Consider the following 21,807-nt stretch of genomic DNA (forward strand, 5'->3'; position numbering starts at 1 on the left):
ACTTATATTAACTGGTCATACCATTGGATGCAAGTCAAGCTGGATGAAAAAAGACGTCTCTCGACCTGATAAAAGGTGAGAGACGTCTTGTCGTTTCAATATTATCCGTTGTAACGACCTGTGAAATCACCTGTACGTGTATCAACCGTTACTTTTTCGCCTGCTTCGATGAAGAGTGGGACTTGAATGATATGACCTGTCTCCACTGTCGCATTTTTCTTGACGTTCGAAGCTGTATCACCCTTAACGCCAGGCTCTGCTTCAACGATCGTCATGACGACTGTGTTCGGCAATTCAAGACCGAGGATTTCGCCGTTGTAAACCGCGATTTGAACTTCCATGTTTTCAAGCAAGTATGGAAGAGCTGCTTCGACTTGTGCCGTCGTCAATTCCAATTGCTCATACGATTCTGTGTCCATGAAGACGTAAGTCTCGCCCATTGGGTAAAGGTATTGCATCTTGTTACGCTCGATGTGTGCACGCTCGACACGCTCACCACCACGGAATGTCATCTCTTGGATGTTTCCGTTACGGATGTTACGCATTTTCGTCCGAACGAACGCTGCCCCTTTACCTGGTTTAACATGTTGGAATTCAAGTACTTGCCAAATCATACCGTCTGAAGTCTTAATCGTTAATCCTGTTTTTAAATCGTTTACTGATACCATGAATGGTTCCTCCTAAAATGTCCCGTCACTCTGAATTAGAGAGTGATCAGTTCTTTTGGTGAAGACGAAAGAATTTCTCGACCTGTTTCCGTGATCAAAACGTCATCTTCAATCCGGCATCCGCCAACTTGCGGCACGTAGATACCTGGTTCGACCGTAACGATCATGCCCGGTTCAAGTTTCGTCTCAGAGCGGAACGACAAGCCAGGTCCTTCATGTACTTCTAGACCAATACCGTGTCCCGTCGAGTGACCGAAGTACTCACCGTAACCTGCTTCTTTGATGATATCACGTGTCAATGCGTCCGCTTCGATCCCAGTGATGCCTGGTTTTAAGCCGTCGACACCCGCTAGTTGCGCTTGCAAGACCGTATCGTAGATCTTCTGCAACTCGGCATTGATCGGACCGACTGCGACAGTCCGTGTGATATCTGAAACATAACCGTTCAAGAGCGCTCCGAAATCAAGCGTGACGAGTTCACCCGTCGCAATGACCTTCGAGCTGGCAACACCGTGCGGCAAGGCAGAACGATAGCCCGATGCCACGATCGTATCGAAAGAAGAAGACGTCGCTCCATGCTTCCGCATGAAGAATTCTAGTTCATTTGATACTTCAAGTTCCGTTCGTCCTGGTTGAATGTACGTCAAGATGTGTTGGAAGGTCGCGTCTGCGAGCTCCACCGCTTCCTTAATCATCTTAATCTCTGACGAATCCTTAATCAAGCGTAGGTTTTCAATGATTCCTGTCGTCGGAACAAGCTCGATTGCTGAAGCTTGATCGTATGCTTCAAAAGCACCGAGTGTCATCGCATCCTTTTCGACACCAACCGCGCGAACACGCGCTCCTGCCATCAATTCGCCCATCGTCTCTGGAATCGAACGTTCGATTTGGACGATCTCCATTCCTTTAACTTGGTCTGCCGCTTGCTCCGTGTAACGGAAATCCGTCACGAAGTACGCTTGCTCTTCTGTTACGAGACATGCACCACTTGAGCCCGTGAAGCCGGAAATGTAACGAATATTCTCTGCCTTCGTGACGAGTAACCCTGGAAGGTCCCGTTCCTTTAAAGCTGCTTGTAACGCCTCGATCCGTTGTTTCATGATTGATTTCCCCCTTGTTCCGATTGTTGTAAAGCTTGGAGTGCCTCCGTTGCCAGACGATATCCCGTCATGCCAAGTCCAGCGATGACACCTTGGCAGACGGGTGCGATCATCGAATGATGCCGGAAGGATTCACGCGCATGGACATTCGATAGATGAACCTCGATGACGGGTGCTTCGATCGCAGCAATCGCGTCACGTAACGCGATACTCGTATGCGTGTAGGCAGCCGCATTGAAGACGATACCGTCCGCTCCCCGTTCCTCGTGAAGAACATCAATCAATCGTCCTTCATGGTTCGATTGTTCAAACCGAAACTGAATGTTCGGAAAATAAGTGCGAAGGTCGTGTTCTAAGTCGGCTAATGTCGCCGTTCCATATGTATCCGGTTCGCGTGTTCCGAGTAAATTCAAGTTTGGTCCGTTTAATATCAAGACACGCAAAAAAACACCTCCTCGAATTCCTTTTCATTGTATCATAACCCGATTTCCGACTCCTAAAGATTACCTCGTTTTGACGAGTCGAACATAGTTTTTTTGTTGTAAATCAAGTACACTGACGATACACCTAATTTTAATGAAGACGGGATGCGTTCTATTATGAAAACGACTAATCCGCCGGTCGGTGGTCAAGCCATCGTCGAAGGCGTCATGTTCCAAAATGCGACCCACGCGGTCTCAGCGATTCGTCGAAACGATGAGTCGATCGAGACGTTCGCCCAACAAAAACCGGTTCGACCACGAATCGCTAAAGGCAAAAAAATTCCACTTCTACGTGGCTTGTTCGCTTTGATGGAATCCTCAGCGAATGGTGCCAGTCATATGAACTTCGCAAGTGACCGATACGGTGTCAAACCTGGTGAAGAAGAGCCGGAAGAGACGACTGCCAGCCCTTTGACGAAATGGCTCGGCGTAGCTGTCGTCGGAGTCCTATCATTCTTTTTCGGTAAATTACTTTTTACGTTACTACCTGCTTTCCTTGCGTCACTATTCGATGTGTTCCCTGCTTTATCAGGACATGTCATTCAAAATGTCATCGAAGCAACAATCAAATTAACGCTTTTGTTCAGTTACCTCTACGTGATTTCATTGACTCCGCTCGTCAAACGACTCTTTCAATATCACGGTGCAGAGCATAAGGTCATCAACTGCGTCGAATCAGGACGCCCACTCACGGTCGAAAACGTTCGCGTCAGCAGTCGTCTTCATTACCGTTGCGGCTCGAGTTTCTTGATCTTCACCGTCATCGTCGGATTTTTCGTCTATCTGATCGTGCCAACGGATCCGCTTTGGTTGCGTCTCGTCTGCCGGATCGCTTTATTACCGGTCGTCATCGGTCTTTCATTTGAAGTGTTGCAGCTGACGAACAAAGCACAGCACATCAAAGGACTTCGCGTCATTGCCTTGCCTGGCCTATGGTTACAATACTTGACGACGAAAGAACCGGACGATGCACAGATCGAGGTTGCGATTTATGCGTTTGAAGCATTGGAAAAACAGGAACATAACCTACATGAGAATGCACTGGGTTAATCGATAACAGGGGTGATATTATGATCAGACAACGCATTGGTTCTACATTTGCACTCGTCGTGTTACTGTTCGCTTTTGTCGGCTTCGGATATAAACTCGTCAATAATCCAAGTAGTCTGTTTTCACAATTGCTGTTCTTCGGGATTACCGCCGGGATCATCTTCTTGCTCTTTAAGTTCCTGACTCGTAATCGAAGCGTCGGAACGGGCGCAAATGCTCAGTACCGAAAATCCGTCGCTCAATCAAAAAAAATGCATGGCTCTTCGAATTCTGTTCGCCGGACAGACTTTAAGAAAAAACCGGTCAAGTCTTCAAAAGCGCCGGCATCGAATAAAGTCAGACCGTTGCGGGATCGTTCAAAAGCGCCTCATCTGAAAGTCATCGAAGGAAAAAAAGGCAAAAAGAAAAAACGTGCTTTCTAATTTCAGAAGTACATTAAAAAGGAGATTCGTCATGCGACGAACCTCCTTTTTTCGTGTTCAATCCGTTTCGACCCAACCGATATACGGTAGATTGCGATATTCCTCCGCACAATCGATTCCGTACCCAACAACGAAGTAATCCGGAATCTCGAAACCGACATAGTCTGCGTCGAGTTTTACTTCACGACGTGCCGGTTTATCAAGCAATGTACATACTTTGAGAACTCCGGGTTGATGCAATTTCATGTGATCACATAAGAAATGGAGCGTCCGCCCTGTGTCGATGATATCTTCGATGACGACGACATATTTCCCTTGCACATCGAGATCGAGATCTTTCTTCAACTGAACACGCCCGGAAGAGACGGTCTTTGTTCCGTAAGAAGAGCACGCGACTGTATCAATTTGAACGCTTCCTTTGATTTCGCGCATCAAATCGGCAGCAAAGACCATCGATCCTTTTAACACGACGACGAGAACGATTTGACGCCCAGCCGCATCTGCTTCGATCTGTTGTGCTAATTCACGAACTTTTTCTTTCAGTTGTGACTCCGACACTAATTTTTCTTTAATCGTGATTTCCATGACAAGGTGCGAACACCCGCCACCCCCTTCGTCCATTTTCAGGCTCAGTATAGCATATCCAACTTAAAATGCGCACTTTATCATAAAAATGTAATGAATTGTTCGTGTTTAAGAACTTTTTTATTAGTAAGGAAATATAAAAAAACAAGCCTCAATCCTCTGGATGGGCTTGTTGATAGCGATGCAGTTCCTCTTTCAAACCAGGACGTTCCGCAAAGAACTGAATCATTCCGTTAATCTTATCCAATGCTTCGATACTAATATGATGCTCGATTCCTTCGACATCCTTATAGATCAGTTCTTCATCTACACCAACGAGACGAAGAAAATCTTCAAGTAAGGCGTGTCGTTCCACGAGACGCTTTCCGATTTTGCGTCCTTTAGGAGTCAGCATGAGCCCCCGATACTTTTCATAAACGAGGTACGTCTCCCGGTCGAGCTTTTGAACCATCTTCGTTACCGAGGACGGGTGAACTCCTAACGACTCCGCTATATCCGACACGCGGGCATATCCCTTATCTTCGATCAGTTTATAAATTTGTTCCAAATAATCTTCCATACTCGGAGTTGGCACGACATCACCTTCCCATTTCATTCATTAGCGTTTCCAGTTCCACTCATCACTACGGTATTTCTCGGCAAGACGCTCAATCTCCTGCCACTGCTCGCTAGTGAACGTTAACGGAACGAACGACAAATCAAGCGCCTCTTCGAAGCCTTTCGTGAACGCTTCTCGTACCTCGTCAAATGCTACAGCGCGACCTGCTAGCTCATTCAAAGCGACAGCTTTACCTGAAAAACGTGCTTTCATCCGCTCGCGCGTTGACTCATCATCATACAAGAAACAATCAAACAATTCACCTTCATCGACAGAGAGCGGGACCGAGCCGTGCTGCAGGACAACGCCTTGATGGCGGACTTGTGCACTTCCGGCGACTTTCCGTTTTCCGACAGCGAGTTCATAATACGATGCTGCATCAAAACAAACGGCTGATTTCGGCTTCCGTAATTCTTCTTTTTCCTCTTCCGTCAACGGAACGGAAAATTCGACCGGAATGCCGAGGTGATGGTATCCTTTGCGAATCCCTTCCGTCAACATCCGATAACTTTCGATGACCGTGCGTGGTAAACCTTCTGTATCTTCCGGGATGACGACACTGTATGTCAACTCGTCTGCATGCAAGACAGCGCGCCCTCCTGTCATCCGACGCACGATTGGAATCCCGAGCTCTGCGATCCGCTCACGATCGATATCACGGGTTGCCCGTTGAAAATGACCAACACTTAGTCCGCGTGGTTCCCATGAGTAAAAACGAAGCGTTGGTGCGATTTCACCACGCCCGACGAACTGAATCAATGCTTCATCAATTGCCATGTTCATTGCCGGCTCCATCGCCGGCGTCGTCAACACTTGCCACTCTCTGTTCACTTGAGCACCCCCAAAACGTTTCCGTCTTAGTGTATCAAACCCATTCTCGGTCGCGCAATCACGAGTCGATTGCCGAAATCGATTTCGTTGACTATAATGAAACAGAGGTTAAACGAACGAAGGGGTTGGAAGTCGAATATGGAAACTGGAACTATCATTACGATCGTATTATGGGTCGCGCTGATCGCCTACATCGCTTGGCGTTTCATGCCGGTCAAAGGTATCACGAAATTGTCGCAAGAAGAATTCCGTGCGAACTACCGTAAAGCACAAATCGTCGATGTTCGCGAAACACAGGAATTCAAAGGTGGACACATCGTCGGTGCCCGTAACATCCCGGTCAGCCAAATGAAGATGCGCTCGAAGGAATTACGAAAAGACATGCCGATTTACTTGTATTGTCAAGGTAGCATGCGTTCTTCACAGGCTGCAAAAGTCTTGAAAAAAGCAGGCTATACGAATCTGTATCAGTTAAAAGGCGGATTCAAGCAGTGGTCAGGAAAAATCAAACGGAGCTAATGCTTCGTTCATCGCAAAAAGAGGATCTCTCCTTCGTCGGAGAGATCCTCTTTTTTATGAAACAGCTTATGCGTGTACTTCTTGTTTTGGTTCGTAGCGTAAGACCGGTTTTCGAGCAGCAAGTGTCTCGTCCATCCGTTTGACGACCGTCGTGTGTGGTGCGTTCAAGACGACATCCGGTGTCTCTTCGACCTCTTTTGCAATCTGGAGCATCGCATCACAAAAGGCATCGAGTGTTTCTTTCGACTCTGTTTCCGTCGGTTCGATCATGATACACTCCTCGACGTTCAACGGGAAGTAGATCGTTGGTGGATGGTATCCAAAGTCAAGCAGACGTTTAGCGATATCAAGCGTCCGGACACCTAATGCTTTTTGACGTTTACCCGACAAGACGAATTCGTGCTTGCAATAGACGTCGTATGGCGCGTCATACGCACCTTTGAGACGAGCCAACATATAGTTCGCATTCAAGACCGCTTCTTTCGAGACGCGAGCGAGACCTGCCCCACCCATCGTCCGAATATAGCTATAGGCACGAACGTTGATGCCGAAGTTACCGTAGAATGGTTTGACACGACCGATTGCTTCCGGGCGATCGTAGTCGAGGACATAACGATCTTCTTCTTTGCGGACGATTGGTTTCGGTAAATACGGAATCAAATCTTGTTTGACCCCTACTGGACCCGATCCTGGTCCGCCGCCACCGTGCGGTCCTGTGAACGTCTTATGCAAGTTCAAGTGGACGACATCAAAGCCCATGTCCCCTGGACGAGCAATGCCCATGATCGCATTTGAGTTCGCACCATCATAATACAGTTTTCCACCCGCCTCGTGAACCGCTTTTGCGATTTCGACGATATCCGACTCAAACAAACCGAGCGTGTTGGGATTCGTCAACATGAGTGCCGCTGTATCGTCACCGACTTTTTTCTTTAAGTCTGCTAGATCAACGAGACCACGTTCATCCGATAAAACCGTCACGGTATCAAATCCAGCGACTGATGCCGATGCCGGGTTCGTTCCGTGTGCCGAGTCCGGTACGAGGACTTTCGTCCGTTTAAAGTCACCACGTGCGTGGTGGTAGGCTTTAATCAGCATCAAGCCTGTCCATTCACCGTGTGCTCCCGCCGCCGGCTGGAGCGTCACTTCATCCATTCCTGTGATGACCGCGAGTTTTTCTTGCAGATCATACATCAAACCGAGTGCCCCTTGAACACTTTCGACTGGTTGAAGCGGGTGAATGTGTGCAAAGCCAGGGAGGCGCGCCATATCTTCATTGATTTTCGGATTGTATTTCATCGTACATGACCCGAGTGGATAGAATCCAGAATCCACACCATGGTTACGGTTCGAAAGTGCCGTGTAGTGACGCACGAGATCAAGTTCAGATACTTCCGGTAGTGCCACGTCTTCCTTCCGTAACATCGAGGTCGGTAACAATTCTTCTACTGCCACCTCATCGACAGTCGGTAACGGTAAGCTATAGGCGATACGACCCGGTTTAGAAATTTCAAAGATCAATGTTTGCTCATTCATGTGTGAGTCCCCCTAACGCTGTCACGAATTGATCCAACTCTTCATTCGTCCGTAATTCCGTTGCACAAACAAGCATTTCATTCTGACGTGCCGCGTCATAAGCGCCTAACGGCAAACCGCCGATGATCCCGTGATCGAGCAATTGTTGACTCGCACGTGTTGCATCGATCGGTAGCGTAACGACGAATTCATTGAAGCTCGGTCCATCGTCAACGATCGTAAAGCCAGCCTGTTTCAGCTTTTGTTTTAAGGCATGTGCCGTTTGCAAGTTGCGTGTCGCGAGTTCCCGGATACCCCGTTTTCCGAGTGCACTCATCGCGATCGAAGCAGCGAGTGCATTCAACGCTTGGTTCGAACAGATGTTAGATGTCGCCTTGTCACGGCGAATGTGTTGTTCACGTGCTTGTAACGTCAGAACGAAACCGCGTTTCCCATTCTCATCGACGGTCTGCCCAACGAGACGTCCCGGAATCTTACGCATCAACGCTTTTGTCGTCGTGAAATAACCACACGTCGGTCCACCAAAACTTTGTGGAATTCCGAACGGTTGGCAGTCTCCGATCGTTATGTCAGCGCCAAGTTTACCTGGTGCTTCTAAGATACCGAGTGCCAGTGGATTCGCAGAGACGATGAACAGCGCACCACGAGCATGAGTCGCATCGGCCAATGCTTGTAGTTCTTCGACACGACCGTAGAAGTTCGGATACTGCACGATGACACAGGCGACGTCTTCGATGGCATCGAGTTGATCGATCCGTGTGACACCTTGCTCAAGCGCCAACGTCTCGACGTTTAGTCCTGGACCGTTCGCATACGTCCGAACGACATCGTGTGCCTCCGGGTGAACGCCGTCTGAAAGAACGATCGTCTTTTTCTTCGTATGGGCACAAGCAAGCATAGCCGCTTCCGCTAACGCCGTGATACCGTCATACATCGACGAGTTCGCGACATCCATCCCTGTCAATTCACAAATCATCGATTGGAATTCAAAAATCGCTTGTAGTTCACCTTGCGAAATCTCTGGCTGATACGGTGTATAGGCAGTGTAAAACTCTGAGCGCAGTAACATATGATTGACGACAGCAGGTGCATAATGATCATAGATGCCTGCGCCAAGGAACGATGGATATTGTTTCGTATTCATGTTTTGGTCGGCAAGCTTCGATAGCGTCCGAATCAAGTCCGTTTCCGGAAGTGGCACACCGACTTCTTCCAATGTACCGTTATCACGGACGGATGCCGGGATATCAGCGAGTAAATCTTCGATCGATGCTGCACCGATCGTCTGTAACATCGCTTGCTCATCTTCTGCTGTCATTGGTAAATAACGAAAATCCATAGAAATATCCCCCTTATTTCGTGCGACGATAAAACGGTGTCGCTGTTCGTTTCGCTGCTAAACGTTTTCCGCGTACTTCCACTTCAAATTGTTCTTGTTCCGCTATTTCTGCAGGAACGAGTGCCCAAGCAATCGCTTTTCCGACTGTCGGCGGCAACGTACCTGTCGTCACCACACCAACGACTTCCCCGTCATGCCAAACCGGTGCATCTTGACGCGCAATCCCTTTATCGAGTAATTCAAGACCGATCAAGCGCCGCGGTGCTCCTTGTTCTTTCTGTTGCAACAAGACTTCCGAACCGACGAACGGTTTGACTTGAGGTTTGACCGCAAATCCCATTCCAGCTTCGATTGGTGAAATCGTTGCTGATAATTCATGTCCATAAAGAGGAAGACATGCCTCAAACCGTAATGTGTCACGTGCCCCGAGCCCGCATGGTACGACACCTTGCTCAAGCAGTGCTTGCCAGACAGCAGGTGCGTCACCAGCTGCCATGTAGAGTTCGAACCCATCTTCCCCTGTGTACCCACTGCGCGAGACGATCATTTCCACTCCTGCAACCGTCCCCTGTTGGAACTTGAAAAATCCGATCTCTGATAAGACAAGTGGTGTCATGCCGGAAAGGATGGCTTCCGCACGTGGTCCTTGGACCGCAATTTGACCATATTGTTCCGATTGATTCTCAAGCGTAACGTCCCCTGTTAGATAGTGACGTAAATGTTGTTCGTCTTTTTCAATGTTCGAAGCATTGACGACGAGAAGATAGTCCGTTTCTGCCAAACGATAGACGAGTAAATCATCCACTGTCCCACCGTCTTCTTGGCATAAGACGTTATATTGCGCTTGCCCCACCGCAATCTTTGAAATATCGTTCGATAATGTAGCTTGTAAAAACGTCAGAGCATCCGGTCCGCTGACGAACAGTTCTCCCATGTGCGAGACATCGAACATGCCGACGTTCTCCCTTACTGCAACGTGTTCTTCTTTAATCGAGGAAAACAAAACTGGCATTTCAAATCCCGCAAAATCCACCATCTTACCGGTTTGCGAAACCGTTTCGAATAACGGTGTTCTTTTCAATGTCGTTTGACTCATACAAATCCCCCTATTTACGAACGTTTTCACTCTCTCTTCTCTTTAATGTTCCATTTTCAAATCCATCTTACCAATTAAAATCATAATTATCTAGTATTATTCGGAAAAAGGAACATACGAAAAAGAGAGAAAGGACCCTGTCCCTTCTCTCCTATTGTTTCATATTCTTCCCATGAAAGCCATTTCAAAATTGTTTGATTCCGGCAGTTCGTTTGATTTCTTCCTGGAGTCGACGACCTTCCGTCACCAATTGGCTCGCTCCTTGCTTCACACGATTTCCTTCTTCAGTGATTCGATTGATATTCCCTTTGATTTGATCGATTCGCTGCGTCGTATGATCAATGTTCGTCTGCAAGGTTTGCTGACGAATCGTAAAGCGCTCCATCAGTTGTTTTAACTGCCGAATATCCTGAGACAGCTTCTTTTTGTAAAGACTGAATCCAAACAACACGAGTCCTATGATAGCCAATAAAATAATACCTAACGTAATCCAAATCATGACTTCTCCTCCAATACAGTTTCAATCGCACGCGTTAATTCTTCGATTGATGCCGTTCCTTCAAGTCGGACAGTAGCTACTCCAGCATATAAGGAATAGCGACGTTCAAACAATCGTCTCACTTGTTCCCGTTCTGTCACGAGTGGACGATTCGGATCAGCGGCGATCCGTTCCCAAATCAAATCAAAGGGTGTATCGATCCAGACGACTGTTCCGGACTCCTGCATGTACAGTCGGTTCTCTTCTCGTTCGATGATCCCGCCACCTGTGACGACCACTTCGGCTTTGCTACTCTTCAACAATTCGCTTTCATGTGTACGAAACCCTGCTTCGCCATGCTCAGCGAAAAAAGCGGTAATCGTTTGTCCATGTTCCTGTTCGAACCGTTCATCCAGTTCGTCGACCTCGTATTGTGAACCCAATCGATGTCCGACGGCTGTTTTACCAGTTCCCATAAACCCAATCAAATAAACCTTACTCATGTGTGACGACCGCCTCGATTCTTTGACCATTCTCTAATCTCGCTTCCATTTTAAAGCCTTTATCGGTCGCTGTACAGCTGACTTGTCCGATTGGGTAGCGGAGGGTCTCGTCCTTCGTACAATCTGCTTTCGCCGCTCGGATGAGAGACTCGAGTTGAAGGGCTTCTTGCTCTAACTGATGATGCCGCATCTCTTCGTCAATTTGCTGACAAGAAATCAAGAGCACGACTCCCATTCCTAGAAGTAACAGTAACGTTTGAATCAAGATGAATCCTTCCTGACGCATCGGAAGGAACGTCTGCTGTCGTTCAACTGAATCGAGAGAATCTCGGCATCCCCTGTCACGGTATAGTGTTTGACGTCGCGGGCGTATGTCAGTTCACCTCCCTGTTCTTTCTTGAGACGCAGTTGATCTTGCACACGGACGAGACGCCACTTTTCAGCCGTCTCTCCCGGATTGACGTCCATTCCACGAATCTCGTCTCCGACGCGCTCACACATCGTACTACGCCACATCAGTCGTTCCACGGTATGAAAGAACAATTTTTCATTCATTCGGTTGACTTCCGGCGGACGAACGAGAGGGGTCAATGTCAAGATTGCCAGCAGAAGAAGTGGGCTCAGCCATAGGACGAATGAGAGTTCGAGAAGGGTCATTCCGGATTCCGCTCGCAAGACACATCGTTTCATTGCACCACTCTCCTTGTTTCAGGACATAGGACGCTGTTCGGTTTTCAACTTGATCCGTCGCCATCTGCTCAAGCTGTTCCGTCTCTTGTTCCCATTTCATTTGTTTCGTCCGTAAATCGAGATAAGGATCAATCGCTAACATCATAAAGATACCGATTGCAACGATCGAGAGCATCACTTCAAGCAAAGAGAAGCCCGCTTGGCGTTCGTTCTGCATCCTTCTCACCTCACTTTACGGATTGCCATTTGATAGTTCCCAAGTAAGAATTTGATTTCATATTCGGCTGTTGCCGAACGGCAAGACCAAGTCGCTGCATAAATCGAGTGATAGCTTTTAAAATAGATGATGCGATTCGAGGGTGGAACGGTACACGTATGACCATTTTGGAATGTCCGTTGCCATAACAACCGGTCATCCGCAAGGACAAGGTATCCTGCACCGTCTCCTCGAAATCGAAACTGCATCAATGATTGATCTTGCTTTGAGTACTGCATCAGTCGAAGTGTCTGAATATCTTGTTCCATCAGACGAACCTCTTGTTCAAGCGGAATCCAGTCCGGTCGTTTTTCAAACAGTGCCGGTAATAAAAAAACAAGTAAACAAGCAATGATTGTCAGCACCGCCGTCATCTCAAATAAGGTAAATCCACGTTCACTTCGTAAGTTCGCCAGTCTTCGGATCATACGTATACGTCTCCTGATCACAGACGAGAGCATTCGGTTTATCAGCTGTTCCGCGATTGATCGTCTGAAGCGATTCTGGGTACTTCTTCTCTTTGGCATAGTAAAGGTTTACTTCTGACCGAATGACTCGAATGTTCGCCTCACAACTCACACCTTTCGCCTGGTCCTTTCCACTTGTCATCGTTGGAATCAAAACGAGCAGTAATAACGAAATGATCAATAAGACGGCTGCCATCTCAAGTAAGGTGAATCCATCCTGTCGCTTTAAGAATTGTTTCATCGTATCGTCTCCTCTGTTTAGAATGGAAGCTGCTGTATCGCTAGCTGTATCGGATAATACAAGATGAGAAACAACGTTCCCGTCATGATCGTCAATCCACCGTACAAAATCGGCTCTATCCATAACAACTTTTTCTCTAGTTCCTCTTCCATCGACTCATGCAAAAGTGTCGCTTGTTCAAGCAATAACGGTCCAAGATCGCCACTTTCCCGCGCCAAATGGACGATTCCAATCGTCTCGGCTTCGATGATCTCATCTTCGCCAAGCGCTTCTGCAAGTGGTTCCCCTGCCTGTTGTTTAGCATGTAGACGAGCATAGAGATGCCCTTTTTTATTCGCTTGTCCTTGCTCTAGATGGCGAAAGGTCTCTTCGAGCGAGAAGCCAGCATCGATGAACGATCCTACTTCGATCGTGAATAAATAGCTGTAGTAGAGGCGAATCAAACGCTGTAGCGGTTTCAGTCGTAAAATACGGTTTAACGGAAAGAAGCGAAAAAAGAGGTACCCGGAGGTCAACAAAATAACGGGAATACTTGCGAGCAGATATTTCGCAGAGGGGTGAAGAAGGAGATGCAGAAATGAGGGGAGAGTCTTCGGGTCCGACATCTCGAGGAGAAACGGAAATACGTAGAGGGCGTAAAAGAAGAACAGAAGGAATAGACTGGTCGCTAGAACAAGCGGATACCGAATCATCTTCCAAAACTTCGATCGCATTTCTGTTTCGAGGTCGAGCAGTTTCACGATTTGGCGAAGAACGAGCAATGGTCGCTCTGTCCTTTCTCCAACGAAAAGAAGTCGTTTTAAGGTATTCGTTAACGCAAGCGGTTCAAGCGATGCTGCAAAGGAGTCTCCTTTCTCAAGACGTTGTTCCATTTCTCCGACTACTTCCGCGAACGGCTGACGCTCGAATCGTTTTAAAATGAGTAACGTCTCTTTCGCGGAAATGCCTTTTGATAACAAACGGTGATATCGTTTTAAGAACCGACTTTGATCGCGGCTTGTAAGTTTCTGACGGTACAGCGGACATCCTCTCCTTTTCGCTCGAGATGAATGATGCGTTGACAGACAGCTAGTTCTGACTCTTCGATCCCTAAACTACGCAATCGCAATCGCGCCTCATCAATACTTCCAGCGTGTAACGTAAATAACACGACGTGACCACTAAGTGCGGCATTCATCGTCAAACGTGCTGCCTCTCTCGTCCGCACCTCACCAAAAGCAATCCAATCCGGATCCGCTCGCAATATTTCCTCAAAACATCGCGTAGCAGTGAAGCCTGCCTTTTCATTTAGTTCCAGTTGTAAGACGTTTGGTACCGTACATTCCACCGGATCTTCAATCGAGATGATTCGCTTTTCTTCCATTGCACTCATCAAGGAATATAACATCGTCGTCTTTCCTGCACCTGTCGATCCAGAAATGACGATACACCCGTGTCGTTGTTCAGCTAACCAAGCGAAGTCCAATTGATTGTGTAACGTTCGTAAAGCTGTTTCTTGAGAGACCGTTGATCGATAAAATCGCCACGACATCGCATCCCCTTGTCGACTCGGCAACAACGAGACACGCATGCCCTTTTTCCCGTGCGGATACAAACCACTTTGCGGAATCCGCTCATTCTGTTCCTTTAAGTTCGCCTCATAGCGGACATGACTGACAAGTGTCCGGTAACGTGTCAGTTCCACCTCTTCTTGTTCACACAAACCATCACCCGTTCGACAAACTATTCGGACGCAAGCTTCATTCGGTACGAAATGAACATCTGTTGCACCAAGTGATTCGAATCGTTCCATGAGTTGTGTCGTCCATTCCTTCATTTCTCTTCACCTCCCTACCGCAAACAATACACAAAAAAAAGAAGCCGACCAAACCGGCTTCTTTACGATACGTGTGCGATTGTCCGATGTTTACGCTTCGCCAATGTCTCAAGACCTGGTTTATCGTATCCGATAACAAGTTGTTTTCCATCAGTGATGATTGGGCGGCGTAATAATTTCGGATTGTCACTCATGAGGCGTAATAACTCACTGAGTTTCATGTCTTCAATATCAATGCCGAGATCCTTGAAGGCTTGACTGCGTGTTGCGAGCAAACTTTCAATCCCATCCGTCGATAATTTCAACAGTTCCATGAGTTCATCAACTGTTGGAGCATTTCTGAACAGATGACGTTCCTCTACATCAACATGTTCCTCTTTTAACCATGATTTCGTTTTACGACATGATGTACAGCTTGGGTATGTGAAAAAGACTAACTCATTCGTCATTTTTGCTCCTCCTCTCAAAATGTGGGGTTTCATTACAGTTACTATAGCACGTCAATTTGACTTTGTACACCTTTTGTACAACTATTGTACAACTTTTTTTGAAACTTCATCTTTTGTTCACAGTTATTCCTTAACAATCACTAGAACAGGATGGACGGATGATTGTTTGCTTGGTAAAATAAGTACGTATATTGACTATCTGTCGGATTTAGGGGGTTATAGGAATGGGGAGAATGTACCGCGTACTCGGTTTCTGGACTGGTATCATCGCAGTCATGGCATTTATCGGCGCATTGGGTGGCGATGCAAGCTCAAGTGAGCATACGGATTCATTTTTAGTCATGGGCTTCGTCTTCTTAGCACAAACTGTCTTTTTTGCAGCGCTCGGTTACTTGCGCTTAACTGAAAAAACGTATGTCTATATCTTTGGAGCTTACTTAACTGTATTTTTCATCGTCTTTACGTACTGGTCGAACTTCCAGATGTAATGAAAAAAACTCGTCATCCTTTTGGATGGCGAGTTTTTTTAGTCAGAGGAATGGATTCGATTTCATTTCTTGACGAATCGTCGTACTCGGACCATGCCCTGGATAAACCGTCGTATCTGCCGGTAGTTCCGCGATGAGTCGATCCAGTGAACGCATCAATACGTCTTGATCCCCACCGTGTAGATCCGTTCGTCCGACGCCTTGCTGGAACAGGAGATCTCCACCGAACGCGATCCGTTCTCCTTTAAAGTAGAACGTCACACTTCCTGGTGAGTGTCCTGGCGTCTCAAGTACATGCATCGAAAAGCTACCGATCGTCAATCGTCCTGGTTGCAACAAATGATCCGCTGGTTTCATCCGCATCGGTGGCATTCCGAATTTTGCTGAACCATTCCATTCTGGATTACCGAGCCATCCTGCTTCTTCCGGATGCACGTAGACAGGGGCTTCCGTGAAGCGTCGTAACATATCCACACCACCAATGTGGTCAAAATGCGCATGCGTCAACAAAATCGCTTTTAACGTTGCTCCCCGACTTTCAATCTCATCGAAAAACCGCATATCTTCTGTACCCGGATCAATGACGAGACATTCCTTATCTTTAAATAACAAATAACCATTCTCAGATGCCATACCGGAAGTGATCATTACGATTTCCATTCTATAAAACCCCTTTACAATAGACTCTTCTCCTACTATACACGAAATTGTCGAAAGTTCCTGCAACGCCCTCTCGACTTTATCCCGCCAGTCGGATAAACTAAAAAGTGAGATTTAAGTGAAATCTTCGTGAAATTCATAACGTGATTGTTTAAGGGGGAGTACGTCATGCATTTGGATCAACCAATCGGTTGGCTTTTCTTCTTCGTCGCACTCGTCGGCGTTTGGGCCGTCGTTCGTTCACTTAAGAAACGCCAAATGTTTCCACTCGTATTCGCAGGTCTGACTGTCGTCTTATTCGGCTGGTTCGGGATTGCGACATTGATTTACGGCGGTATTCCATCGTAATCAAGATACGTTAAAAAGAGAGATGCCTCGCGCATCTCTCTTTTTATTTGTCTTTCTACAAAAAAACGAATCCACTCGAAAGTAGATTCGTTTTCTTCATCTTATTTTGAAGTTTGAAGGAAACGGAGCAAGTCACCATAGATGACTTTATCCGAAAGTCCTAACTCCTTCTCGGATTGTTTCGTAGATTGTTTACACATCTCCGCTAACTCTCCATCTTTTACTTCTTCACCCGTCTGACGATCATAACATGTTTCCTGCGTATAGACCGTTTTGTCTGTTATGACGGAACCATCGCGGAACAGCGCATAATCCTTGTGCTGTTTCGAGAAGAGATCAGTACCGAACAATACTTCATTCTTGAAGTCTTGTCCTAACAGATGAAGCAATGTCGGTTTAATATCGATTTGGCTCGCGACGTCTTCATGTTTAACACCTTTCGTTTGACCCGGTAAATGGATCACGAATGGTACACGTTGCAATTGCGCGACATCATACGGTGTCAACTCATCTTTGTTCATGAGCTCTGCCATCGCAGCATTGTGGTTCGTCGAGATACCATAGTGGTCACCATAGACCATGAAGATCGTATCATCCCACGTACCATCTTTTTTCAGACCCTCGATGAATTTACCGAGTGCCATATCTTGATACGCTAGTGCCTGAACGTAGTGGTTCAGCGTCGTAGAACTTGTCTCAAGCGGTGGTACAAGTTCATCTTCTGGTTTTGGCATCTCAAATGGATAGTGGTTCGTCAATGTGATGAACTTCGAATAGAACGGACGTGGTAAATCTTTCAACATCGGCAATGACTGTTCAAAGAATTTATCATCGAGCAAGCCCCACTCCGTCAAATCTGCTGGATCACCTAGGTCATAATCCGTCTCTGAGAAGAAACGATCGACGCCAAAGCTATTGTAGACGATGTCTCGGTTCCAGAACGATTTGTTGTTTGCATGGAAAACAGCTGAATAATAGCCGTCTTCTTTCAGCATTTCAGGAGTTGCCCGGAATTCATTTTCTCCGTTCGTAAAGAATGCTGCACCGCGTCCAAGTGGATAGATCGAGTTTTCGAGAATGAACTCAGCATCTGCCGTTTTCCCTTGTCCTGTGTTGTGATAGAAGTTATCCCATGAATGCGATTCCTTGATCAACTTATTCAGGTTCGGTGTAATCTCTTGTCCGTTTGGTGCCTTTAATCCAACTGCAAAGGATTGTGCCGACTCAAAGGAAACGACGATGACGTTCTTTCCTTTGTACTTTCCGAACATAGCTGGGTTCGGTTCAGCATGTTTTGAATCAATGAAGCTTTGAACTTCCGACAGTTCAGAACTGTCCGCGAGTGCTTTTTGCGCAGATGTCTTCGACTGAATGAGTGCGTCATACATATGGAAGTTAAATGTTCCGATGTTTTTAACGAGCAGTTCTCGGTCAAAGGCACGTGTGAGTAATTCTGGACGTTCTGTCTCAGCGAGTGTCAAGTTTCCAAGGAAAACGACAACTGCTGCAACGAATGCGAGAATCGCGCGTCCACGTGACGCAACGTTTTTTGACATGTCCATTTTCCGTAAGAAGAACGGTAAGATGATCAAGTCACCGACGATCAATAAATCGGACCAATTCAAGAGTGACCCGAGCGATGCAGAAACGGTCTCTGCATTCGATGTTTGGAACAATACCGGCAACGTCAGATAGTCATTAAAGAAGCGGAAGAAAATGATGTCCGCATATAAAATGAGTGTCGCGACGAACAATGTACCGTAGATGAACCATTTTTGAACATTTCCCCGGAAGAAGAAGCTGAACCCGAACATGAAGAGCGCTGAACTAATTGGGTTAATTAGTAGAATGAATGCTTGCGCAGAGTTTGTTACGGGAACGTTAAAGAAAAGTGTATACGCTAAATACGTTTTTAACCAAATCAATAAGGTCGCAATCCAAAAGAGCTTGTGCTCTTTATAGGTGCTGCGAACGCCTTGACCCATCTTTAGGCGCATTCGCGACCAGATGTTTGCGTCTTGCTGCATAAAAACCTGCCTCCTAATTTACATGTGCTTTCTGCTTTCAGTTCACACAACTTACATCATAATTTACATATACCCATATCACGTGAAAATTTTACGCTTAGTTTTACAAAAATGCAACTGGAATCCGGAAGATACTTAACAATCACATAATTACTGTACGTTTGTAAACAAAAAAAAGATTCGCCGAAGCGAACCTTCTACTGAAATTGAATATTATCATTTTTTGAGAAACATCTGCTTCGCAAGCCATGCACAGCCGATGACTCCGGCATCGTTTCCAAGTTCGGCAATCTTGAACGTCGTCGATCCGAAAACACGTGGTAAAGCGAAGCGTTCGAACTGTTTACGCAGTGGTGCAAGCAATGTCTCTCCTGCTTTTGACACACCACCACCGATGACGATGATTTCCGGGTTAATACTGTTCGCTAAGTTGGAGATGGCAAGACCGAGGTGGAACGTCACTTCTTCTACGACTTCCGTTGCGATCCGGTCTCCTTTCTCATACGCTTCGAATACGTCTTTCGCCGTCACTGCCTTGATGTCGTTGAGTAACGTTTCCTTCTCTTTACGCTTCTCAAGACCAAGACGGGCGATCCCTGTTGCTGACGCAATCGTCTCAAGACATCCTTTGCGACCACATCCACATAGAACGCCACCTTCAGGCAACATCGTGATATGACCGATTTCTCCAGCCATTCCGACTGTACCATGCACGATTTGTCCGTTCGTGATCAGACCACCACCGACGCCCGTACCGAGTGTGACAGCAAGGAGTTCTGTTGCCCCACTACCGGCACCTTTCCACATCTCACCGATTGCCGCTGCGTTCGCATCATTTTCAAGCACAGCCGGTAAACCCGTCAAACGTTCGAATTCACCGATCAGTTCAAAGTTATTCCAACCGATATTGACTGCTTTCTCAACGACACCTGTATTAAAATCAATGAATCCCGGCGCACCGATGCCCGCTCCGACGAAATCTTCTGGTCGTTTATTGCTCTCTTGACACTTCTCAAAGAAAGATTTTGCAATATCTCCAGGAATTTGTACGCCATCATTCAAAACGACCGTCTCGATTTCCCACTTTTCTACGATGATCCCTTGCAAATCCAAAATTGCCATCTTGACTGTCGTTCCGCCGATATCAATGCCGAGTAACCATTTCATTGCTTCGTCTCCCCTATACTCATATAATGTCTGCTTCATCATTTTACCGGACATAACCCGTTTGCGCAAAGGGTTGCACAATCTTAAATGTTATCGGATTGTGAACGCTTTAATTCATGTCGTAAGATTAGTTTCGCTGAATCGTACTGACGTTGTTCCAAAACGCCCGCTTCTTGTAATTCATCGAGTTCAAGCATCATCATCGCGATATCGGACGCTCGATCCCCAAGATAGATGAATGTCCCGTATGTCTTGAGTAACTGCTGTACGTCATACAGTGTCTTCATCGACCATCGGCTCCTTTACATAGGCATGTAGCAAATCATATGTCGCTTGTAACGACGTCTCATGCGTACGTTCGTACGAATGACTCGATTCGATTCCCGGACCGAACAATCCGTGCCGGACGTCGTGGCCCGCACTTACTGCTGCCGAGGCATCCGAGCTATAGAACGGATAGATATCAACTTTATATGGAATGCTATTACGTTGTGCTAAGCGTGTTAACTGGTGGCGCAAAGCTAAGTCATACGGACCAGAACCATCTTTGGCACAAATGGAGACTGTGAATTCATCGGAGTGTTGCCCCTCTCCTAGTGCTCCCATGTCGACCGCGATGTATTCTGCGACTTCTTCCGTGAATCCAGCATTTCCACCGAATCCGACTTCTTCATAATTTGAAATCAGGATCTGGACCGTGTGTGGTAGTTCGATTGTTTTCCATTCCTTGATCAATTCAAGCAACAAAGCAACAGATGCTTTATCATCGAGATGGCGCGACTTCACGAATCCTGTTTCCGTATAGAGGAATCGCGGATCAAACGTTACGATGTCTCCTACTTCAATCCCCGCGACGCGCGTCTCTTCTGCTGTCGTCGAACGGATATCGAGCCGTACTTCGATATTATCAGCGGATCGTTCCGTTTTGTTCGTCTCGCGCGACGTATGAACACTCGAATGGTGGAACACGATCGTACCTGAAATCGTTTGACCGTCCATCTTGTGAATGAGACAGTTCTCACCTTCGATCGCTGTCCAAGCATATCCCCCCAGTTGTGATAAACGAAGTCGTCCTGTTGGTAAAATTTCTTTCACCATCGCTCCTAGTGTGTCGACGTGTGCCGTCAGTAACCGCGTGCGCGTTGAAGCACCAGGTAGTGTCGCTAAAATCGCTCCTTTTTCAAGCTTTCGATACGTGATCCCTTCTGCTACCAATCGCTTTTCTACATATGTAATAGCTTCTTTTGTCGAACCTGTTGGACTCGGAATCGAGACAAGCTCTTCAATCGTACGTATGACTTCTTTCATGTTCATTCGCTCCCTTTCAATCGGACGACGACGTGACATCCGCTTTGTTCTCATGATAACAAATATTCATTCTTTGCCGATACTGATATCCTACGGATACCATGCGAAAAAGCTGTAGCGCTTTTTTGCTACAGCTTCTTTCCACACCATCTCAATAACTTAGACGTACTTCTTCATCCAAATATCATCACGATATGTGCCATCTTCTAATTTTACGGAATCTGGATCTTCGGCATATACTTCAAAACCGAGCGACTCATAAAGATTTTGTGCGGCTTCGTTCCCTGATAAAACGGCAAGAATGACTTGCTCGACGTCCGGTAACTTCTTCGCTTCCTCGATTAAGGCTTCCATTAGAGCACGACCAGTACCCCCACGATATTCAGGTGATACGTATACTCCGGAAATCATCGCTTTATGCGATTCACGTGACAATTCATATGGTTTGACCTGACCAAACCCAAACAATGTATCACCGTCGAACATACCAAGCCAAACCTCATCGGAGTCGGGTTCTCCCTCAAGTCCTTCTTGTACTTCGCGGAGCGGGGTTTGCTGTTCATCATCAAACGAATGACCGAATGCATCTGGATGATTTTTTAATCCCTCAAGGCGTAGATTCCAGTATTGTTCTGCATCCTCTTTAGTTAGTTTTCGAAAAGTATACATGACTGTCGGTTCTC

Annotated in this window: 30 protein-coding genes; 5 read left to right on the top strand and 25 right to left on the bottom strand. The window is 46.6% G+C overall.

The features are described 5' to 3' along the window. Positions 1-101: 101 nt before the first annotated feature. From efp to aroQ, 3 genes are read right to left on the bottom strand one after another with little or no spacing between them, the layout of a single operon-like run. Positions 102-668, bottom strand: coding sequence for an elongation factor P (gene efp / locus NOM72_RS10150; RefSeq protein ID WP_023467577.1), 567 nt, complete (start codon positions 666-668; stop codon positions 102-104). A 35-nt stretch (positions 669-703) separates the two neighbouring features. Beyond that, positions 704-1,768 carry a M24 family metallopeptidase gene (locus tag NOM72_RS10155; RefSeq protein WP_023467576.1) on the bottom strand — a complete coding sequence of 355 codons (1,065 nt, stop codon included), beginning with the start codon at positions 1,766-1,768 and terminating at the stop codon, positions 704-706. Next, complete coding sequence (gene aroQ / locus NOM72_RS10160) at positions 1,765-2,211, bottom strand: type II 3-dehydroquinate dehydratase (protein ID WP_023467575.1); 447 nt, start codon at positions 2,209-2,211, stop codon at positions 1,765-1,767. The genes NOM72_RS10155 and aroQ overlap by 4 nt, the downstream gene beginning before the upstream one ends. A gap of 156 nt (positions 2,212-2,367) precedes the next feature. On the opposite strand from aroQ, the gene NOM72_RS10165 reads away from it, so the two are divergent. Next, complete coding sequence (locus NOM72_RS10165) at positions 2,368-3,300, top strand: DUF1385 domain-containing protein (protein ID WP_023467574.1); 933 nt, start codon at positions 2,368-2,370, stop codon at positions 3,298-3,300. Between the two features lie 20 nt (positions 3,301-3,320). Further along, positions 3,321-3,722, top strand: coding sequence for an SA1362 family protein (locus NOM72_RS10170; RefSeq protein WP_255999140.1), 402 nt, complete (start codon positions 3,321-3,323; stop codon positions 3,720-3,722). Between the two features lie 57 nt (positions 3,723-3,779). Here NOM72_RS10170 and hpt read toward each other — a convergent pair whose 3' ends face one another. The 3 genes from hpt to NOM72_RS10185 form a co-directional block, all read right to left on the bottom strand. Next, positions 3,780-4,307, bottom strand: a complete 528-nt coding sequence (hpt, locus tag NOM72_RS10175; RefSeq protein WP_023467572.1) for a hypoxanthine phosphoribosyltransferase — start codon at positions 4,305-4,307, stop codon at positions 3,780-3,782. A 151-nt stretch (positions 4,308-4,458) separates the two neighbouring features. Then, positions 4,459-4,881 (bottom strand): transcriptional regulator MntR, encoded by a 423-nt coding sequence (mntR, locus tag NOM72_RS10180; protein ID WP_035398709.1) that lies wholly within the window; start codon positions 4,879-4,881, stop codon positions 4,459-4,461. A gap of 24 nt (positions 4,882-4,905) precedes the next feature. Continuing rightward, positions 4,906-5,736 carry a lipoate--protein ligase family protein gene (locus NOM72_RS10185; RefSeq protein ID WP_023467570.1) on the bottom strand — a complete coding sequence of 277 codons (831 nt, stop codon included), beginning with the start codon at positions 5,734-5,736 and terminating at the stop codon, positions 4,906-4,908. 138 nt (positions 5,737-5,874) lie between these two features. Here NOM72_RS10185 and NOM72_RS10190 point away from each other — a divergent pair, with 138 nt between their 5' ends. Further along, complete coding sequence (locus NOM72_RS10190) at positions 5,875-6,255, top strand: rhodanese-like domain-containing protein (protein WP_023467569.1); 381 nt, start codon at positions 5,875-5,877, stop codon at positions 6,253-6,255. Positions 6,256-6,321: 66 nt separating this feature from the next. Here the strand turns inward: NOM72_RS10190 and gcvPB are convergent, their stop codons facing one another. The 13 genes from gcvPB to NOM72_RS10255 all read right to left on the bottom strand — a co-directional run bounded on the left by gcvPB (position 6,322) and on the right by NOM72_RS10255 (position 15,126). Further along, positions 6,322-7,791, bottom strand: coding sequence for an aminomethyl-transferring glycine dehydrogenase subunit GcvPB (gcvPB, locus tag NOM72_RS10195; protein ID WP_133207976.1), 1,470 nt, complete (start codon positions 7,789-7,791; stop codon positions 6,322-6,324). Then, a complete protein-coding gene (gene gcvPA, locus NOM72_RS10200) occupies positions 7,784-9,130 on the bottom strand; it encodes an aminomethyl-transferring glycine dehydrogenase subunit GcvPA (protein WP_133207975.1) in 1,347 nt (448 codons plus the stop codon). The genes gcvPB and gcvPA overlap by 8 nt, the downstream gene beginning before the upstream one ends. Before the next feature lie 13 nt (positions 9,131-9,143). Continuing rightward, the gene (gene gcvT / locus NOM72_RS10205; protein ID WP_050678404.1) at positions 9,144-10,226 is read right to left on the bottom strand and encodes a glycine cleavage system aminomethyltransferase GcvT; all 1,083 of its coding nucleotides are present in this window, start codon (positions 10,224-10,226) and stop codon (positions 9,144-9,146) included. A 184-nt stretch (positions 10,227-10,410) separates the two neighbouring features. Next, a complete protein-coding gene (locus tag NOM72_RS10210) occupies positions 10,411-10,725 on the bottom strand; it encodes a hypothetical protein (RefSeq protein ID WP_023467565.1) in 315 nt (104 codons plus the stop codon). Next, positions 10,722-11,207, bottom strand: a complete 486-nt coding sequence (locus NOM72_RS10215) for a shikimate kinase (RefSeq protein ID WP_023467564.1) — start codon at positions 11,205-11,207, stop codon at positions 10,722-10,724. Before NOM72_RS10215 ends, NOM72_RS10210 begins: the two co-directional genes overlap by 4 nt. Next, the gene (locus NOM72_RS10220; protein ID WP_035398316.1) at positions 11,200-11,493 is read right to left on the bottom strand and encodes a hypothetical protein; all 294 of its coding nucleotides are present in this window, start codon (positions 11,491-11,493) and stop codon (positions 11,200-11,202) included. Before NOM72_RS10220 ends, NOM72_RS10215 begins: the two co-directional genes overlap by 8 nt. Next, on the bottom strand, positions 11,469-11,735 hold the full coding sequence (locus NOM72_RS10225) for a hypothetical protein (RefSeq protein WP_235147625.1): 267 nt from the start codon (positions 11,733-11,735) through the stop codon (positions 11,469-11,471). Before NOM72_RS10225 ends, NOM72_RS10220 begins: the two co-directional genes overlap by 25 nt. 19 nt (positions 11,736-11,754) lie before the next feature. Continuing rightward, positions 11,755-12,114, bottom strand: a complete 360-nt coding sequence (locus NOM72_RS10230) for a type II secretion system protein (protein ID WP_023467561.1) — start codon at positions 12,112-12,114, stop codon at positions 11,755-11,757. Between the two features lie 5 nt (positions 12,115-12,119). Continuing rightward, positions 12,120-12,581 carry a type II secretion system protein gene (locus NOM72_RS10235; RefSeq protein ID WP_023467560.1) on the bottom strand — a complete coding sequence of 154 codons (462 nt, stop codon included), beginning with the start codon at positions 12,579-12,581 and terminating at the stop codon, positions 12,120-12,122. Continuing rightward, positions 12,550-12,861, bottom strand: coding sequence for a competence type IV pilus major pilin ComGC (locus tag NOM72_RS10240; RefSeq protein WP_023467559.1), 312 nt, complete (start codon positions 12,859-12,861; stop codon positions 12,550-12,552). The genes NOM72_RS10235 and NOM72_RS10240 overlap by 32 nt, the downstream gene beginning before the upstream one ends. A gap of 17 nt (positions 12,862-12,878) precedes the next feature. Further along, entirely contained in the window at positions 12,879-13,820 is a 942-nt protein-coding gene (locus NOM72_RS10245) for a type II secretion system F family protein (protein WP_255999141.1), read from the bottom strand. Between the two features lie 14 nt (positions 13,821-13,834). Continuing rightward, positions 13,835-14,677: an ATPase, T2SS/T4P/T4SS family gene (locus NOM72_RS10250; protein ID WP_023467557.1), complete on the bottom strand. Its 843-nt coding sequence runs from the start codon at positions 14,675-14,677 to the stop codon at positions 13,835-13,837. Between the two features lie 62 nt (positions 14,678-14,739). Further along, on the bottom strand, positions 14,740-15,126 hold the full coding sequence (locus NOM72_RS10255; RefSeq protein WP_023467556.1) for a Spx/MgsR family RNA polymerase-binding regulatory protein: 387 nt from the start codon (positions 15,124-15,126) through the stop codon (positions 14,740-14,742). 224 nt (positions 15,127-15,350) lie between these two features. Here NOM72_RS10255 and NOM72_RS10260 point away from each other — a divergent pair, with 224 nt between their 5' ends. Beyond that, on the top strand, positions 15,351-15,614 hold the full coding sequence (locus tag NOM72_RS10260) for a DUF2626 family protein (RefSeq protein ID WP_023467555.1): 264 nt from the start codon (positions 15,351-15,353) through the stop codon (positions 15,612-15,614). A 42-nt stretch (positions 15,615-15,656) separates the two neighbouring features. On the opposite strand, the gene NOM72_RS10265 is transcribed toward NOM72_RS10260, so the two are convergent. Continuing rightward, positions 15,657-16,274, bottom strand: a complete 618-nt coding sequence (locus NOM72_RS10265) for an MBL fold metallo-hydrolase (RefSeq protein WP_023467554.1) — start codon at positions 16,272-16,274, stop codon at positions 15,657-15,659. Positions 16,275-16,442: 168 nt separating this feature from the next. Here NOM72_RS10265 and NOM72_RS10270 point away from each other — a divergent pair, with 168 nt between their 5' ends. Then, the gene (locus NOM72_RS10270) at positions 16,443-16,622 is read left to right on the top strand and encodes a DUF2759 domain-containing protein (protein ID WP_023467553.1); all 180 of its coding nucleotides are present in this window, start codon (positions 16,443-16,445) and stop codon (positions 16,620-16,622) included. 101 nt (positions 16,623-16,723) lie between these two features. Here the strand turns inward: NOM72_RS10270 and NOM72_RS10275 are convergent, their stop codons facing one another. From NOM72_RS10275 to NOM72_RS10295, 5 genes are all read right to left on the bottom strand, one after another. Continuing rightward, the gene (locus NOM72_RS10275; RefSeq protein ID WP_023467552.1) at positions 16,724-18,649 is read right to left on the bottom strand and encodes an LTA synthase family protein; all 1,926 of its coding nucleotides are present in this window, start codon (positions 18,647-18,649) and stop codon (positions 16,724-16,726) included. A gap of 216 nt (positions 18,650-18,865) precedes the next feature. Continuing rightward, on the bottom strand, positions 18,866-19,816 hold the full coding sequence (locus NOM72_RS10280) for an ROK family glucokinase (RefSeq protein ID WP_035398324.1): 951 nt from the start codon (positions 19,814-19,816) through the stop codon (positions 18,866-18,868). 83 nt (positions 19,817-19,899) lie between these two features. After that, complete coding sequence (locus NOM72_RS10285) at positions 19,900-20,103, bottom strand: YqgQ family protein (RefSeq protein WP_023467550.1); 204 nt, start codon at positions 20,101-20,103, stop codon at positions 19,900-19,902. Next, a complete protein-coding gene (locus tag NOM72_RS10290) occupies positions 20,087-21,124 on the bottom strand; it encodes a M42 family metallopeptidase (protein WP_029341070.1) in 1,038 nt (345 codons plus the stop codon). Before NOM72_RS10290 ends, NOM72_RS10285 begins: the two co-directional genes overlap by 17 nt. A gap of 159 nt (positions 21,125-21,283) precedes the next feature. Beyond that, on the bottom strand, positions 21,284-21,793 hold the full coding sequence (locus tag NOM72_RS10295) for a GNAT family N-acetyltransferase (RefSeq protein ID WP_023467548.1): 510 nt from the start codon (positions 21,791-21,793) through the stop codon (positions 21,284-21,286). Between the last annotated feature and the right edge of the window lie 14 nt (positions 21,794-21,807).

This window comes from Exiguobacterium sp. LL15, assembly GCF_024436095.1.
GTDB lineage: Bacteria > Bacillota > Bacilli > Exiguobacteriales > Exiguobacteriaceae > Exiguobacterium_A > Exiguobacterium_A indicum.

Coding starts and splice junctions, on each gene's coding strand:
- NOM72_RS10190 (WP_023467569.1), top strand. CDS start 5,875: ATGGAAACTGGAACTATCATTACGATCGTATTATGGGTCGCGCTGATC.
- gcvPA (WP_133207975.1), bottom strand. CDS start 9,130: ATGGATTTTCGTTATTTACCAATGACAGCAGAAGATGAGCAAGCGATG.
- NOM72_RS10240 (WP_023467559.1), bottom strand. CDS start 12,861: ATGAAACAATTCTTAAAGCGACAGGATGGATTCACCTTACTTGAGATG.
- NOM72_RS10255 (WP_023467556.1), bottom strand. CDS start 15,126: ATGACGAATGAGTTAGTCTTTTTCACATACCCAAGCTGTACATCATGT.
- NOM72_RS10295 (WP_023467548.1), bottom strand. CDS start 21,793: ATGTATACTTTTCGAAAACTAACTAAAGAGGATGCAGAACAATACTGG.
- NOM72_RS10235 (WP_023467560.1), bottom strand. CDS start 12,581: ATGATCCGAAGACTGGCGAACTTACGAAGTGAACGTGGATTTACCTTA.
- NOM72_RS10265 (WP_023467554.1), bottom strand. CDS start 16,274: ATGGAAATCGTAATGATCACTTCCGGTATGGCATCTGAGAATGGTTAT.
- NOM72_RS10210 (WP_023467565.1), bottom strand. CDS start 10,725: ATGATTTGGATTACGTTAGGTATTATTTTATTGGCTATCATAGGACTC.
- NOM72_RS10260 (WP_023467555.1), top strand. CDS start 15,351: ATGGGGAGAATGTACCGCGTACTCGGTTTCTGGACTGGTATCATCGCA.
- gcvPB (WP_133207976.1), bottom strand. CDS start 7,791: ATGAATGAGCAAACATTGATCTTTGAAATTTCTAAACCGGGTCGTATC.
- NOM72_RS10170 (WP_255999140.1), top strand. CDS start 3,321: ATGATCAGACAACGCATTGGTTCTACATTTGCACTCGTCGTGTTACTG.
- NOM72_RS10165 (WP_023467574.1), top strand. CDS start 2,368: ATGAAAACGACTAATCCGCCGGTCGGTGGTCAAGCCATCGTCGAAGGC.
- NOM72_RS10270 (WP_023467553.1), top strand. CDS start 16,443: ATGCATTTGGATCAACCAATCGGTTGGCTTTTCTTCTTCGTCGCACTC.
- efp (WP_023467577.1), bottom strand. CDS start 668: ATGGTATCAGTAAACGATTTAAAAACAGGATTAACGATTAAGACTTCA.
- NOM72_RS10290 (WP_029341070.1), bottom strand. CDS start 21,124: ATGAAAGAAGTCATACGTACGATTGAAGAGCTTGTCTCGATTCCGAGT.
- NOM72_RS10275 (WP_023467552.1), bottom strand. CDS start 18,649: ATGCAGCAAGACGCAAACATCTGGTCGCGAATGCGCCTAAAGATGGGT.
- NOM72_RS10230 (WP_023467561.1), bottom strand. CDS start 12,114: ATGCAGAACGAACGCCAAGCGGGCTTCTCTTTGCTTGAAGTGATGCTC.
- hpt (WP_023467572.1), bottom strand. CDS start 4,307: ATGGAAATCACGATTAAAGAAAAATTAGTGTCGGAGTCACAACTGAAA.
- gcvT (WP_050678404.1), bottom strand. CDS start 10,226: ATGAGTCAAACGACATTGAAAAGAACACCGTTATTCGAAACGGTTTCG.
- NOM72_RS10285 (WP_023467550.1), bottom strand. CDS start 20,103: ATGAAGACACTGTATGACGTACAGCAGTTACTCAAGACATACGGGACA.
- NOM72_RS10280 (WP_035398324.1), bottom strand. CDS start 19,816: ATGAAATGGTTACTCGGCATTGATATCGGCGGAACGACAGTCAAGATG.
- NOM72_RS10220 (WP_035398316.1), bottom strand. CDS start 11,493: ATGCGTCAGGAAGGATTCATCTTGATTCAAACGTTACTGTTACTTCTA.
- NOM72_RS10215 (WP_023467564.1), bottom strand. CDS start 11,207: ATGAGTAAGGTTTATTTGATTGGGTTTATGGGAACTGGTAAAACAGCC.
- NOM72_RS10250 (WP_023467557.1), bottom strand. CDS start 14,677: ATGAAGGAATGGACGACACAACTCATGGAACGATTCGAATCACTTGGT.
- NOM72_RS10155 (WP_023467576.1), bottom strand. CDS start 1,768: ATGAAACAACGGATCGAGGCGTTACAAGCAGCTTTAAAGGAACGGGAC.